This is a genomic window from Bradyrhizobium sp. USDA 4461, assembly GCF_054055655.1.
Window position 1 is genome coordinate 6,473,112 of record NZ_JBSRXM010000001.1, and the last position, 13,951, is coordinate 6,487,062.

The window sequence follows — 13,951 nt, forward strand, 5'->3', positions numbered from 1 at the left end:
CACCGAATCTGCCGCTCATCTCTTTGTTTGAGCATGATCTTTTCGGAAAACCGGTTTCCACTTTTCCGGATCATGCTCTAGCCGCGCTGAAGCTGCTCGCGCCGCCCGTTGCCGAGCACCTTGGCGACGGTCTCGGCGGTCATCGCGCTGCGGTCCGAGGCACGCTGGGATTCCAATCTGTCGCGGGCCTTTTCGGAGATCAGGAGGCTGATCAGCTGCAGCCGGCTGGTCTCGTCGATTGCTTCCGAGAGCAGCTGCCTGTAACGCCGATAGTCGTAGGTCGTTGCTTGGGTGGTTGCTTGCTGTTCGCTCACTGGCACGCCCCGTACACGCGCTCCATTGCTGCTATCAGTGTTTCGCGAGTCGTGACCGCCTGCAACGGAATTGCAGTGCTCGCAGCTGCGGGCACGCATTTCGCTGTACAAGTGTTGCAGAATTGATCGCACCCAAGCGTGCAAATCGTCATGATGCGCGCGTTGCAACCGGGAACCGAAACAAGGATGAGCGAACCCGAAGATGGAGGCAGCCGCCGGGGCGCGCTGATCGGACTGCTGGTGGCCGCGGTGATGCTCGCGGTGGGACTGTGGCTCGCGCATGACCTGACGGCGGCCAGCAAGATGCAGGACTGCCTGATGTCGGGCCGGACCAACTGTAACGTGATCGAGCCGGCACGCTGACCCATCTTGCGGCAGTGCAATATCGATCCCACATCACCCGCAAAGATCAGGGCTGATCTGTTTGCTACCGGTTGTGATTCCGATCACACGCGGACGGGTGGGTTGCCTTAATCGACTCCCAGAGATCGGCGGGAACCAAGGCCATGATATCCAAGCTGTGGTCCGGAAAGGGCGCGGCGCTGGCTGCCGCAGGCGCGGCGGGTGCCGTTTTGGTAGCGTATCTCTCCCTGACGTTGGCGTCGCCCGAGCCGGTGTCCAGCGCGGCCCTCGGGCCGGCGTGGCAATGCAGCCGGGTGGCGTTCGTGGTGACAACTTGCAGCCGGACGGCCGAGACCGAGCGAGAGGCCAAAGCTGAGGGAGAGGCCAAGGCTGAGCCAGAGGCTAAGGCTGAAGGCGACATCAAGCCGGCGGCTGAGATCCAGGCGATCCCGGTGCGGGCAAAGGACGATTGTCCACCGGAACCTTAAATGCTGTTTTCTGACACGTTCGTGTGCGCCGATCCGGAACGCTCTCACCGGCGGGCCGCCGCAGCGGCAGCGTTTCAGATTATTTCTTGGTGGTGCCGCGCGGCTTGATCGACAGGCCGAGGCGCATCGCCATCTTCTTGATTCGCTCGGGCGAGCGGCCGGTGGCCTTCACGACCTCTTCCAGCGACTTGGAGGAGCGAGCCAGTTCGATCAGTCGTCGGTCCTCCTTGAACGACCACCGCGGCTTTCGGGCCATCTTGTTGGTATCCTTGCGCATTGCTGGGCAACAAATGCCGCCAGGCGGGGTCGCCTGACGGCCTTGCCGGTGTGGGCCCGGACCTTGGGGAAATGTCCGGTGGATAACCAATACTGCTTCCGGAAAAGGTCGCAATTGAAACCGGAATTTAACCTAACCCATCAAGGTTACTCGCAAAGTCATTGGATAGAGCGTGGCAGGAGGCCTTATGCGCAAGGTCGCCATTTTGAGTGCCGCAGCATTTTTACTGTCCGGTTGCTGGCCCGACCCGGAGGTCACGGGATCGACCAACAGCTGCGCGGCCAACCTTTACAGCCAATACAATCCCAAGGTCATGGATCAGTGCGTCAATGCCTGCATCAAATGTGACCGCGGCAACGTCACCACCTGCACGACCTCCTGCACGCTGAAGGGGGCGCGGTAATCGATCCGTGCACCCACCGACGCGAACCGGACATCGTGGTCGCACGCGTGCGCGTGGTCGCGTAGCCTCGCGAATTAGGTGCGCCTTGCGCGGCGTGATGAACGCCGTTATCGCCTCTGGGCAGCGGCGCAGTCAGCGCGCCGGCAACTGAGAGCGTGGAACCGAACGCGATGAGCGATCCTTCCTATGTCGCGGTCGATTGGGGCACCAGCAGCTTCCGGCTCTGGCTGATGAACGGTGGCGGCCAGGTGCTCGGCGAGCGCCGCAGCGATGAGGGCATGACGGCGGCCGCCAGGACCGGCTTTGCGGGCGTGCTGCAATCGCATCTCGATGCGCTCGGAGTTGCGGCTGAACTGCCGGTGGTGATCTGCGGCATGGCCGGCGCGCGGCAGGGCTGGGTCGAGGCCGGCTATGTCGATACGCCCGCGCATCTCTCCGACATCCTCACAGGCGCCGTCGCGGTCAGCGGGCAGGCGCGCGAGATCCGGATCCTGCCCGGGATCGCGCAGCGCGATGCCGCGGCGCCCGACGTGATGCGCGGCGAGGAAACCCAGTTGCTCGGCGCGCTCGGCCTCGATGCGGCAGACGCGGCCGATGTCTGTCTGCCGGGAACGCATTCCAAATGGGTGCGGATGCGCGGCGGCACGGTCGAACGCTTTGCGACCTTCATGACCGGCGAGCTGTTCGGCGCGGTGGCGCGCGACACCATCCTGGCGCACGCCGTGGCCGGCGCGGAGCAGGCGGTCGACGGCGATGCGTTCCGCGCGGCCGTCGCCGAGGCGTTCGCCGCACCGGCGCGCGCGGCCAATCTGCTGTTCCGGGTGCGCGCGCGGCAGCTGCTGTTCGGCGGCAGCGCGCAGGCCGCGCGTGAGGCGATCTCGGGCACGTTGATCGGCGTCGAACTGGCGGCGGGACTCGCGGAGCGCGAACCAGCCACACCGGTGAGGCTGATTGCGTCGGGCCGGCTGCAGCGGCTCTATCAGATGGCGATCGAGGCGCTTTCGATTCCGCTCACGGTCATGGATGCGGACGAGGCGGTTCGCCGCGGCCTCAGCAACGCCGCGACGGCGATCTGGAACAAGTGAAGGATCCACGCATGAGCATTCCGTTTCCGCCGATGCAGCGTCCGTTGGTCGCGATCCTGCGCGGCATCAAGCCCGAAGAAACGCCTGATATCGTCAGGACGCTGATCGAGGCGGGCATGACGGCGATCGAGATTCCGCTGAACTCGCCGGAGCCGTTCCGTTCGATCGAGATCGCAGCGAAACGCGCGCCCGCCGATGTGCTGATCGGCGCCGGCACGGTGCTGACGGCGGCAGACGTCGATCGTCTCCATGACGCCGGCGGCCGCCTGATGGTGTCGCCGAATGTCGATGTCGACGTGCTGGCTCGCGCGCGGGATCACGCGATGGTCACGCTGCCCGGCGTGTTCTCGCCGACGGAGGCGCTGCTGGCGGCACGCGCGGGCGCCTCGGGCCTGAAATTCTTTCCGGCGAGCGTGCTCGGCGCCTCCGGCATCACGGCGATCCGCGCCGTACTGCCGCCGGATCTGATGATCGCCGCCGTCGGCGGCGTCTCCGACCAGAATTTTGCCGAGTATGTCAAGGCGGGGATCCGTGCCTTCGGTCTCGGCAGCAGCCTCTACAAGCCGGGCATGACCGCCGCGGATATCGCTGTCCGGGCCAAGTTGACGATCGAGGCCTATGACAGGGCCGTGCAGGGCGCCGGCTAAAGCATGATCCGGAAAAGTGCGAAGCGGTTTTCCGGAAAGATCATGCTCAAACGAGGAGCCAAAGCGCGCGACGATTCAACCCCAATCCCCAACGCGCTTTAATCGTCCCGCTTGCCTCCGTCGATGACCCGGAACAGCGGCGCCGCCTTGCGCGGGTCTTCGAGCAACTCCTCGACCATTGCGATCGCGGCGGCGACGTATTTTCCCGTCGCCGCATCGAGCGGCCGTTCGGCTTCGTCCGAGAGCGCGAGCCTGGCGCCTTCGAGCAGTTTGCGGGTCCGGACGGCGGCGTCGTCGCCGGAAGTGAGGGCGGCACGCGCAATCGACCGCAGCACGAACAATTCGCCCTCCAGCCGCAGCAGGCGGTCGTTCAGCTTGGTCAGGACAGTGTTCAGGTTCCGCATGACGTCCTCTCCGGGCGATGGATCGTCTTCCTTACACGGTCATTCCTGACGAAATTCTTGTGCCGGCCCGACACTATCCGGTTCGCCGAATGGTGGCCCGGCTCAGCACCGGATCGATCGGAGCGTGCGGCCTGCCATCAGGCGCACACGGACTGACCAGTCAGGCGAGCGACCGGCAAAGCCAAACTCAATCGCCGTCCGCGTCTTCGCTGCTCCGTGCGTCAGAAGCCGAGCGGCCGCCATAGTGGCGGGGAACGGCGGCGGTCTTTCTTGCGCTCACACCCTCGTTCTCGCGCATGTCCTTGCGTGCGCGCCGCGCCGTTCGCATCGCGCGCTTGATGTTGGCATCGTGCGAGTCCTCGTCGAAGAACAGGACGATCTCGCAACTCGGGCACTGGCGCGAATAGCCGTTCTGCAACCGCTTGGCCCGGTCGCGAAAGACATTCTTGCAACGTGTGCAGCGGATCTGGACGGAGTCTTCCATATCGGTTCCGAAATATCGATGAACAATGAGCGCGCTCGCAATCTCCTTGAGGAAGCAATTCCGCATTAACAAATCGCGAAGCCTATCGCCGACGAAAAGGGCGTGTTGGCTGCTCAAACGGTGCCGGAACTTTGTTCACGCACGGAGAACTACGGAATGGAATCGTGCGCTGAATGAGAAAGAACGGGCGCGATTTCAGGGCGGAGCGTGGACACAAACACCGTGAGCACAAAAAGAAAGGCCTCAGCGCGTGGGCCACGCTGAGGCCAAGTTGACACTTTGGTCGTGAGGCACCGTCAACCGACGCCTCAGCGCTTAACCTACCTTCGTTTCTCACCAGCAAAATAGCCCATATGGGCCATGATCGGTGGCCGAGGACGTGCAGGTTTTGCACCATCAGGATGTTGCACCACCTGGGCCAATGCCAACGCCGTCCGCAGGGATTTCAAGCGGGCGGCGTTGTGCCCTTTGCGCGCGGCATGTCGCGCCTGCGATCGACGCTCGAGTTGTCTGGTGTCTTCGATTGCTGTTCGCCGGCATCGATTTGCGAGCCGCCGTGTTTCGCGACAAGCCAGATCCCGATCCGGGTCGATCGGCGGTCCGGTGATAGCCAATTTGGGACATGCGCCTTGGCACAAACTGTGCACACTTGAGGTCGTCAGGATTTTGCATGACCTTCCTGGGGCTAGGGCCGACGCCGTCCGCATATATTTCAAGCGGGCGGCGTTGTGCATTTTGGCTGTTGTCAGCGATCCACCGGCCGTAGCTCCAGGTTGTCGATTTTCACTGTTGGAGTTGAGCCGGCGTTCTGCTCATTCAATGGATGTAACGTGATCGATGCAGTCGAGCCACCGGTCAGAACATTGGTATCGGCGCCCCCGGGATGGGTGTAACCACCGGTGAGGTCGTCGCCGCCGAGCCACGGCACCGCCGCCATCACCTTCCAGGTCAACGCAACGTCCTGGTCGCCGATGAAAACGCCGAGGTTCCTGATGGCTGCGACGTAGCGACTGTCCGGCGCACTATCGGCGTGCAGGACGCAATCGAGCGTGGTCACGGGGCCCAGAATGAAGCCGGTGTCGGGGCCGCCGCGGCAATCGAGCGTTCCGGCTTGCACCTGTTGTGCATCTGCCGTCGTGATGGGCGGGGCGAGGATTGCCGCGCCGCATATGACAAGCGCGATCCTGCGGCTCGTTGTGGGCATGGTGCCGGACAACGCGGATCGATGCGCAATCGGTCCACACCAGTCGAGACGGCCTTCGCTGGTGGTTAAGAGAGCCTTAGAATGCGGATCCGGAACGCGGAGTGGCGCAGCTCGCATTCGCAACGGATGGGCTCGCCTCGCGAAAGTACGCCGCCGGGCTCGAAATGTATTGTCCCGGCGGCGCCCTGTTCCAATCTGGGCCCGCAATCCCAGTATTGGTGTGTCTGCAAGACCGCCCCCAAGGTTCGAAAGCACCGGAGTCCTACGGGGATCAGCGATTGGCGATCGTCTGGTGTTGGCCGCTGACCTTCTTTTGCCCCGGCGGCGCTCCGGTTGTGGCCCAAATGACCGCCGCAATTGCCATCGCGGTCAGTAGCGCGCCGGCCAGGGGCGATGGTTTGTTCAAGCTCCGACCGGTCAGCTGCGATGCTCGAGCTTCCGCATCTCCTGCACGCGAGCCAGGCAAAAATCCCGATACAATTCGTTGATGAAATCCCACATGACCGAATCCCCTTTGGTCCAATGATGGGACGCTAGGCCGGGTTTGTTTCCGGCCGGCTTCGCGGCTTGCGGAAAATGGTTTCGTCGAGGCGGAGTGGCGTGGCTGGCGATCCCGGCAGGATTCGAACCTGCAACCCGCGGAGTAGAAATCCGCTACTCTATCCAGTTGAGCTACGGGACCGTGCCGGCCTTGTAGCACCGCCATTATGAAAAATCCGCTTTTCCGCCAAGCCCTGCCGAACCGATTTTTGTGGTCGCGCGACAAAGGCGAGCAGGGGTCCTCGCCCTGCATTGGCCTGTCCAGTCCGCCGAGCCGCCATTGACGCGGCCGCCGGGGCTGGTCGAAGGAATGTCGGCAATGCGAGCTGCGACGTTTTCGTCCGTTCATGTCCGTGCCTTCACTCCGTCACCATTTCGCGCATTTTTGTCCCCAACGCGGCGCTCGACCGCGAGGCGTTCAGGAGCTCCATCATGACCGGATTGGTTCGTGCCGCCGCAATTTGCGCCACGCTGGCGCTCGCCATGGTGAGTGCCCAGGCCGCGGACAAAGCCTTCAGGCGCGACGATCTCGCCGATTCCGCGATCAAGCTGGAAGCCCAGATCAAGAGCGAGGCGGGCGCGGTCAACAAGTCGGCCGCGACCTTGCGCACCGACGCGGACGCCGCCTTCAAGCGCAATGACTTCCGTGGCGGGCTCACGATCCTTGGCCAGATCGCCGCGACCGCGCCGGAGGACGGCGCCAACTGGCTGCGGCTCGCCAAGACCGTGTTCCAGATCCGCACCGCGAGCTCCAGCGAGCAGACCTTCCTGATGGAGCGCGCCTCCACCGCCGCCTACATCGCCTATCAGCGTGCCGGCAATGCCGGTGAGGAGGCCGACGCGCTTGCGGTGCTCGGCAAGGCACTCGCCGAGCGCAAGCTGTGGCGCCCGGCGCTCGATAGCTTGCGGCTGTCGCTCGACCTGCGCGAGGTGGCCGACGTCCGCGGCCAGTATGAGAAGATGCGCGACGAACACGGCTTCCGGCTGCTCGATTATACCGTCGATTCCGACGCGGCCTCGCCGCGGGCCTGCTTCCAGTTCTCCGAAGAACTGGCCAAGCGCGTCGACTTCGCGCCGTTCCTCGCGCTCGCCGGCACCGACAAGTCGGCTCTGTCGGCGGAAGGCCAGCAGCTCTGCGTCGACGGGCTGAAGCATGGCGAGCGCTACAACATCAACCTGCGCGCCGGCCTGCCGTCGACCGTCAAGGAGACGCTGCCGAAATCGGCCGAGTTCAACATCTATGTCCGCGACCGCAAGCCGTTCGTGCGGTTCACCGGGCGCGCCTATGTGCTGCCGCGGACCGGACAGCGCGGTATCCCGGTGGTCAGCGTCAACACGCCGGCGGTCACCGTCGACGTGTTCAGGATCGGCGACCGCAATTTGATCAACACGGTGATCGATAGCGACTTCCAGAGCACGCTGAGCCGCTACCAGCTCTCCGACCTCGGCGACCAGCGCGGTGTCAAGGTGTGGTCCGGCGAGCTCGCGACCGCCACGACGCTGAACCAGGATGTCGTCACCGCGTTTCCGGTCGATCAGGCGCTCGGCGACCTGCAGCCCGGCGTCTACGTCATGACCGCCGCGGCCAAGGGGCCGGGCAGCGAGGACGACGGCACCTTGGCGACGCAATGGTTCATCGTCTCCGACATGGGCCTGTCGGCGTTCTCCGGCAATGACGGTATCCACGTCTTCGTCAACTCGCTGGCTTCGACCGAGCCGGTCGCCAATGCCGAGGTGAAGCTGGTCGCCCGCAACAACGAGATCCTGGCCACCCGCAAGACCGATGCGGCCGGTCATGTGCTGTTCGAGCAGGGGCTGGCGCGCGGCGAGGGCGGGCTGTCGCCGGCATTGCTCACGGTGATGGGCGAAAAGTCCGACTACGCCTTCCTGAGCCTGAAGACCAATGCCTTCGATCTCACCGATCGCGGCGTTGCCGGCCGGGCGATCCCGGCCGGTGCCGACGCCTTCGTCTACGCCGAGCGCGGCGTCTACCGGTCCAACGAGACCGTCTATCTGACCGCGCTGCTGCGCGACGGGCAGGGCAACGCCCTGACCGGAACGCCGCTGACCATGGTGATCGAGCGGCCCGACGGCGTCGAATTCCGCCGTGCGGTGCTGCCCGACCAGGGCGCCGGCGGCCGCATGTTGGCGCTGGCGCTCAATTCCGCGGTGCCGACCGGCACCTGGCGGGCGCGGGTCTTTACCGACCCGAAGGGCTCCGCGGTCGGCGAGACCACCTTCATGGTCGAGGATTACATCCCGGAGCGGGTCGAATTCGACCTGACCAGCAAGGAGAAGATGATCAAAGCTGAAGTTCCAGTGGAACTTGAGGTCTCCGGCCACTTCCTCTACGGCGCGCCGGCCTCGGGCCTGCAGCTTGAGGGTGACATGCTGGTCGCACCGGCGGCGAATGGCCGGCCCGGTTATCCGGGCTACCAGTTCGGTGTCGACGACGAGCAGACCGCAAGCAACGAGCGGACCCCGATCGAGGACCTGCCGGAGGCCGATGCCAATGGCGCGGCGACCTTCCCGGTCAAGCTCGACAAGGTCCCGGCCTCGACCCGGCCGCAAGAAGCCCAGATATTCATCCGCATGGCGGAGACCGGCGGCCGCTCGGTCGAGCGCAAGATCGTGCTGCCGGTGGCCCCTGGCGCGTCGCTGATCGGCGTCAAGCCGTTGTTCGGCGACAAGAGCGTGGCCGAGGGCGAGAAGGCCGAATTCGACGTCGTGTTCGTTGCACCCGACGGCAAGCAATTGCAGCGCGACGGGCTGCGCTACGAGCTGTTGAAGCTCGAGTCGCGTTACCAGTGGTACCGGCAGAATTCGTCGTGGAACTATGAACCGGTCAAGTCGACCCGCAGGGTCGCCGACGGCGACGTCAATCTCGCGGCCGACAAGCCGATGCGCTTGACCTTCCAGCCGCAGCCGGGCCGCTACCGGCTCGATGTCAAATCCACCGACGCCGACGGTCCCGTGACCTCGGTGCAGTTCGATGTCGGCTGGTATTCCGACGGCAGCGCCGACACGCCCGACCTGTTGGAAACCTCGATCGACAAGCCGGAATATGCCTCGGGCGACACCATGACGGTGTCGGTCAATGCGCGCACGTCAGGCAAGCTCACGGTCTATGTGCTCGGCGACCGCCTGCTGACGACGCAAAGCGTCGACGTCAAGGAGGGCACCCAGCAGGTCAAGCTGCCGGTCGGAAAGGATTGGGGCACCGGCGCCTATGTGATGACGACGCTGCGCCGTCCGCTCGATGCCGCCGCCGGGCGCATGCCCGGCCGCGCGATCGGACTGAAATGGTTCGGCATCGACAAGAAGGCCCGCACGCTGGCCGTCGAGCTGTCGCCGCCCGCCTTGGTGCGGCCCGGCTCGACGCTGAAGATCCCGGTCAAGCTCGGCGGGCTCAATCCCGGCGAGGACGCCAAGGTGGTGCTGGCCGCAGTCGACGTCGGCATCCTCAATCTGACCAACTACAAGCCGCCGGCGCCGGACGATTACTATCTCGGCCAGCGCCGGCTGACCGCCGAGATCCGCGACCTCTATGGGCAATTGATCGACGGCATGCAGGGCACGCGCGGCCAGATCCGCAGCGGCGGTGACGCCGCCGGTGCCGAGTTGCAGGGCTCGCCGCCGACGCAGAAGCCGCTGGCGCTGTATTCTGGCATCGTCACGGTCGGCCCTGACGGCACCGCGGAAGTGAGCTTCGACATCCCGGAATTCGCCGGCACCGCGCGGGTGATGGCGGTGGCCTGGAGCGCAACCAAACTCGGCCGCGCCACGACCGACGTGATCGTGCGCGATCCCGTGGTGGTGACCGCGACCTTGCCGCGTTTTCTGCTGACCGGTGACAAGGGCACCATCAGCATGGATATCGACAATGTTGAAGGCGCCGCCGGCGACTACGCCATCAGCGTCAAGGCGACCGGCCCGATCAAGGCCTCGGGCAATTCGAGCATGACGGTGAAGCTCGCCGCCAAGCAGCGCTCGTCGCTGGCGCTCGGCCTCGAGGCCGGCGGCGCCGGACGCGCCGATTTCGATGTCAGCATTTCAGGCCCGAACGGGCTGACGCTGGCGCGGCACTATGCGCTCGACGTCAAGCCGGCGACGCAAGTCTTGGCGCGGCGCTCGATCCGCACGCTGGCGAAGGGCGAGAGCCTGACGCTGACCTCGGACATGTTCTCCGATCTGGTGCCGGGCACCGGCAGCGTCTCGGTCTCGGCGAGCCTGTCGACCGCGCTCGATGCCGCGAGCATCCTGAAGGCGCTCGACCGCTACCCCTATGGCTGCTCCGAGCAGATCACCAGCCGCGCGCTGCCGCTGCTCTATGTCAACGATCTCGCCGCCGGTGCTCATCTTGCGATGGACACCGCAGTCGACCAGCGCATCCGCGACGCGATCGAGCGGCTGCTGGCGCGGCAAGGCTCCAACGGTTCGTTCGGCCTGTGGTCGGCGGGCGGCGACGACGCCTGGCTCGACGCCTATGTTACCGATTTCCTGACCCGGGCCCGCGAAAAGGGCTTTGCGGTGCCGGACGTGCTGTTCAAGAACGCGCTCGATCGCGTCAGGAACTCGGTGGTCAATGCCAACGAGCCGGAGAAGGATGGCGGCCGCGATCTGGCCTACGGCCTCTACGTGCTCGCGCGCAACGGCGCCGCGCCGATCGGTGACCTGCGCTATCTCGCCGACACCAAGCTGAACAATCTGGCGACGCCGATCTCCAAGGCGCAGCTTGCCGCGGCGCTGGCGCTGGTCGGCGACAAGGCGAGGGCCGAGCGGGTCTATGGTGCGGCGCTCGACGCGCTGAATCCGAAGCCAGTGATCGAGTTCGGTCGGGTCGATTACGGCTCGGCGCTGCGCGATGCGGCGGCGCTGGTCTCGCTTGCGGGCGAAGGCAATGCCCCGCGCACCACGCTGACGCAGGCCGTGCTGCGGGTGGAAGCGGCGCGGGGATTGTCGCCCTACACCTCGACGCAGGAGAATGCGTGGATGGTGCTCGCGGCACGCGCGCTCGCCAAGGAGACGCTGGCGCTCGACATCAACGGGCAGGCGGTCAAGACCGCGGTCTATCGCAGCTATAAGGCCGAGGAGATGACGGGCCAGCCGCTCAAGATCACCAACACCGGCGATGCGCCGGTGCAGGCGGTGATCTCGGTGTCGGGCTCGCCGGTGACGCCGGAGCCTGCCGCGTCCAACGGCTTCAAGATCGAACGAAATTACTTCACCCTCGACGGCAAGCCGGCCGACGTCAGCAAGGCGAAACAGAACGACCGCTTCGCGGTTGTCCTGAAGGTGACGGAAGCAAAACCCGAGTTTGGGCACATCATGGTGGCCGACTATCTGCCGGCCGGGCTCGAGATCGACAACCCGAACCTGGTGTCATCGGGCGATTCCGGCACGCTGGAATGGATCGAGGATGGTGTCGAGCCGAAGAACACCGAGTTCCGCGATGACCGCTTCACCGCGGCGATCGATCGCGGCGCCAACGACAAGTCGGTGTTCACGGTCGCCTATGTCGTGCGCGCGGTGTCGCCGGGCAAATACGTGCTGCCGCAGGCCTGTGTCGAGGACATGTACAACCCCTCGCGCTACGGCCGCAGCGGCACCGGTTCGGTTGAGGTGAAGCCGGCGAAATGAGCGCAACGTTGACGACAGCACAAGTGCGCAGATCACGCTGGCGACGGATCAGAACCGTCCTCGCGATCTGCGCGGTCGCGACGCTTGTCGGCGCCGGAGCCTTCGCCGGTTGGGTCGTCTCGCTCGGTCCGCTGCCGCTCACGCTGGCGCAGCAGGTCTCGACCACGGTCGTCGACCACAACGGCAAGCTGTTGCGCGCCTATGCGATGGCGGACGGACGCTGGCGGTTGCCGGTCGATGCGAAGACCGCTGTCGATCCCGGCTATCTGAAGCTGTTGTTCGCCTATGAGGACAAGCGCTTCTACGAGCATCACGGTGTCGATCCGCTGGCACTGTCGCGTGCCGCGCTCCAACTGCTCACCCGTGGCCATATCGTCTCGGGCGGCTCGACGATCACGATGCAACTGGCGCGGCTGATCGAGCCGCGGCACCAGCGCTCGGTCTACGCCAAGCTGCGGCAGATGGTGCGCGCGGTCGAACTCGAGCGGCAGCTTTCGAAGGAGCAGATCCTCGATCTCTATCTCGCGCTGGCACCGTTCGGCGGCAATCTCGAGGGCATCCGCGCCGCCTCGATCGCCTATTTCGGCAAGGAGCCGAAGCGGCTCTCGCTTGCCGAGGCCGCGCTGCTGGTCGCGCTGCCGCAATCGCCGGAGCGGCGGCGGCTCGATCGCTATCCGGAAGCGGCCCATGCCGCGCGCGACCGCGTGCTCGACCGCATGGTCGAGGATGGCGTGGTGTCGAAGGACGACGCCGCGCAACCCAGGGCAACGGCGGTACCGAAGCTGCGCAAGCAGATCCCGATGCTGGCGCCGCATTCGTCGGATCAGGCGATCGCGACGATGAAGGATACCCCCATCATCAAGCTGACGCTGGACGCCACGCTGCAACGGAACCTGGAGGTGCTGGCGCGCGACCGCGCCGTTGCGCAGGGGCCTGATGTCTCGGTCGCGATCATCGTGGTCGACAATGAATCAGGCGACGTGCTCGCGCGCGTCGGCTCGGCAGACTATTTCGACGAGCGGCGGGCCGGGCAGGTCGACATGACGCGCGCGGTGCGCTCGCCGGGGTCGACCTTGAAGCCGTTCATCTACGGCCTCGCCTTCGAGGACGGCTTTGTTCATCCCGACAGCCTGATCGAGGATCGGCCGATCCGCTTCGGCACTTACGCGCCGGAGAATTTCGACATGACGTTCCAGGGCACGGTGCCGATCCGCAAGGCTCTGCAATTGTCACTGAACGTGCCGGCGATCGCGCTGCTCGACCGGGTCGGCGCCAGCCGGCTGTCGTCGCGGCTGAAGCAGGCCGGCACCAATCTCGTGCTGCCGAAAGACGAAGCGCCCGGCCTTGCGATGGGTCTCGGCGGCGTCGGCGTCACGCTGCAGGATCTTGTCCAGCTCTATTCGGGTTTGGCGCGGCTCGGCGCCACCAAGCCACTGCGCGAGATCATGCAGGCGAATGACGGCCGGGACACGATGCGGCTGATGGACCAGGCCGCGGCCTGGCAGGTCGGCAACGTCCTGCTCGGCACGCCGCCGCCGGAAAACGGCGTGCACAATCGGATCGCGTTCAAGACCGGCACCAGTTACGGCTATCGCGATGCCTGGTCGGTCGGCTTCGACGGCCGCATCACGATCGGGGTCTGGGTCGGCCGTCCGGACGGCGCGCCGGTGCCGGGCCTGGTCGGCCGCACCGCGGCGGCGCCGATCCTGTTCGATGCCTTTGCGCGCACCGGCAGGATCCCGGCGGCGTTGCCGAAGCCGCCGCGTGGCGTGCTGGTCGCCTCCAATGCAAAGCTGCCGCCGCCGCTGCGCCGGTTCCGGCCGCTCGGCGAACTGGTCCGCAGCGGCAACGACCAGGCGCCGCACATCCAATTTCCGCTGAATGGCTCGCGCATCGACGTCGATCAATCCGAGGGCGGTCGCAATGCGCCGATGCCGGTCAAGGTCGCCGGCGGCGTGTTGCCGCTGACGGTCCTGGTGAACGGTGTCTCAGCCGGGGACATCGACAGCCGCCGCCAGCGCCTGATCGAGCCGCCGGGGCCGGGCTTTGCGCGGCTCACCGTGATCGACGCGACGGGTGCCGCGGATACCGTTGTGATCCGCGTGCAATGATGGCGCGGGAAA

The 13,951-nt window shown here is 65.5% G+C and carries 12 protein-coding genes and 1 tRNA gene; 7 read left to right on the forward strand and 6 right to left on the reverse strand.

Translation table 11 applies throughout. The features are described 5' to 3' along the window. Positions 1–77: 77 nt before the first annotated feature. Complete coding sequence (locus ACVINW_RS30450) at positions 78–314, reverse strand: hypothetical protein (RefSeq protein WP_456754682.1); 237 nt, start codon at positions 312–314, stop codon at positions 78–80. Positions 315–464: 150 nt separating this feature from the next. Between ACVINW_RS30450 and ACVINW_RS30455 the strand changes: the two genes are divergently transcribed. Together ACVINW_RS30455 and ACVINW_RS30460 are read left to right on the forward strand one after the other, a co-directional pair. Continuing rightward, positions 465–677, forward strand: a complete 213-nt coding sequence (locus ACVINW_RS30455; RefSeq protein ID WP_456754683.1) for a hypothetical protein — start codon at positions 465–467, stop codon at positions 675–677. 143 nt (positions 678–820) lie between these two features. Further along, positions 821–1,144: a hypothetical protein gene (locus tag ACVINW_RS30460; RefSeq protein ID WP_456754684.1), complete on the forward strand. Its 324-nt coding sequence runs from the start codon at positions 821–823 to the stop codon at positions 1,142–1,144. A 79-nt stretch (positions 1,145–1,223) separates the two neighbouring features. On the opposite strand, the gene ACVINW_RS30465 is transcribed toward ACVINW_RS30460, so the two are convergent. Further along, positions 1,224–1,400 (reverse strand): hypothetical protein, encoded by a 177-nt coding sequence (locus ACVINW_RS30465; RefSeq protein WP_456754685.1) that lies wholly within the window; start codon positions 1,398–1,400, stop codon positions 1,224–1,226. Between the two features lie 208 nt (positions 1,401–1,608). Between ACVINW_RS30465 and ACVINW_RS30470 the strand changes: the two genes are divergently transcribed. From ACVINW_RS30470 to ACVINW_RS30480, 3 genes are all read left to right on the forward strand, one after another. Continuing rightward, positions 1,609–1,824: a hypothetical protein gene (locus tag ACVINW_RS30470; RefSeq protein WP_456754686.1), complete on the forward strand. Its 216-nt coding sequence runs from the start codon at positions 1,609–1,611 to the stop codon at positions 1,822–1,824. A 170-nt stretch (positions 1,825–1,994) separates the two neighbouring features. Beyond that, positions 1,995–2,909 (forward strand): 2-dehydro-3-deoxygalactonokinase, encoded by a 915-nt coding sequence (locus ACVINW_RS30475; protein WP_456754687.1) that lies wholly within the window; start codon positions 1,995–1,997, stop codon positions 2,907–2,909. Positions 2,910–2,920: 11 nt separating this feature from the next. Further along, positions 2,921–3,556, forward strand: a complete 636-nt coding sequence (locus ACVINW_RS30480; protein WP_456754688.1) for a 2-dehydro-3-deoxy-6-phosphogalactonate aldolase — start codon at positions 2,921–2,923, stop codon at positions 3,554–3,556. A gap of 98 nt (positions 3,557–3,654) precedes the next feature. Here ACVINW_RS30480 and ACVINW_RS30485 read toward each other — a convergent pair whose 3' ends face one another. The 4 genes from ACVINW_RS30485 to ACVINW_RS30500 all read right to left on the reverse strand — a co-directional run bounded on the left by ACVINW_RS30485 (position 3,655) and on the right by ACVINW_RS30500 (position 6,330). Next, positions 3,655–3,960 carry a hypothetical protein gene (locus ACVINW_RS30485; protein ID WP_456754689.1) on the reverse strand — a complete coding sequence of 102 codons (306 nt, stop codon included), beginning with the start codon at positions 3,958–3,960 and terminating at the stop codon, positions 3,655–3,657. Between the two features lie 187 nt (positions 3,961–4,147). Beyond that, positions 4,148–4,561 (reverse strand): hypothetical protein, encoded by a 414-nt coding sequence (locus ACVINW_RS30490; protein WP_456754690.1) that lies wholly within the window; start codon positions 4,559–4,561, stop codon positions 4,148–4,150. A gap of 628 nt (positions 4,562–5,189) precedes the next feature. Continuing rightward, entirely contained in the window at positions 5,190–5,660 is a 471-nt protein-coding gene (locus tag ACVINW_RS30495) for a DUF992 domain-containing protein (protein ID WP_456754691.1), read from the reverse strand. Between the two features lie 593 nt (positions 5,661–6,253). Next, positions 6,254–6,330 (reverse strand) — tRNA-Arg (locus ACVINW_RS30500). A gap of 290 nt (positions 6,331–6,620) precedes the next feature. Between ACVINW_RS30500 and ACVINW_RS30505 the strand changes: the two genes are divergently transcribed. Both ACVINW_RS30505 and pbpC read left to right on the forward strand, forming a co-directional pair. Beyond that, positions 6,621–11,828 carry an alpha-2-macroglobulin family protein gene (locus ACVINW_RS30505; protein ID WP_456754692.1) on the forward strand — a complete coding sequence of 1,736 codons (5,208 nt, stop codon included), beginning with the start codon at positions 6,621–6,623 and terminating at the stop codon, positions 11,826–11,828. Continuing rightward, a complete protein-coding gene (gene pbpC / locus ACVINW_RS30510; RefSeq protein WP_456754693.1) occupies positions 11,825–13,939 on the forward strand; it encodes a penicillin-binding protein 1C in 2,115 nt (704 codons plus the stop codon). Before ACVINW_RS30505 ends, pbpC begins: the two co-directional genes overlap by 4 nt. The last annotated feature ends 12 nt before the right edge of the window (positions 13,940–13,951 follow it).

Coding starts and splice junctions, on each gene's coding strand:
- ACVINW_RS30505 (WP_456754692.1), top strand. CDS start 6,621: ATGACCGGATTGGTTCGTGCCGCCGCAATTTGCGCCACGCTGGCGCTC.
- ACVINW_RS30455 (WP_456754683.1), top strand. CDS start 465: ATGATGCGCGCGTTGCAACCGGGAACCGAAACAAGGATGAGCGAACCC.
- ACVINW_RS30485 (WP_456754689.1), bottom strand. CDS start 3,960: ATGCGGAACCTGAACACTGTCCTGACCAAGCTGAACGACCGCCTGCTG.
- ACVINW_RS30465 (WP_456754685.1), bottom strand. CDS start 1,400: ATGGCCCGAAAGCCGCGGTGGTCGTTCAAGGAGGACCGACGACTGATC.
- ACVINW_RS30475 (WP_456754687.1), top strand. CDS start 1,995: ATGAGCGATCCTTCCTATGTCGCGGTCGATTGGGGCACCAGCAGCTTC.
- ACVINW_RS30480 (WP_456754688.1), top strand. CDS start 2,921: ATGAGCATTCCGTTTCCGCCGATGCAGCGTCCGTTGGTCGCGATCCTG.
- ACVINW_RS30460 (WP_456754684.1), top strand. CDS start 821: ATGATATCCAAGCTGTGGTCCGGAAAGGGCGCGGCGCTGGCTGCCGCA.
- pbpC (WP_456754693.1), top strand. CDS start 11,825: ATGAGCGCAACGTTGACGACAGCACAAGTGCGCAGATCACGCTGGCGA.
- ACVINW_RS30470 (WP_456754686.1), top strand. CDS start 1,609: ATGCGCAAGGTCGCCATTTTGAGTGCCGCAGCATTTTTACTGTCCGGT.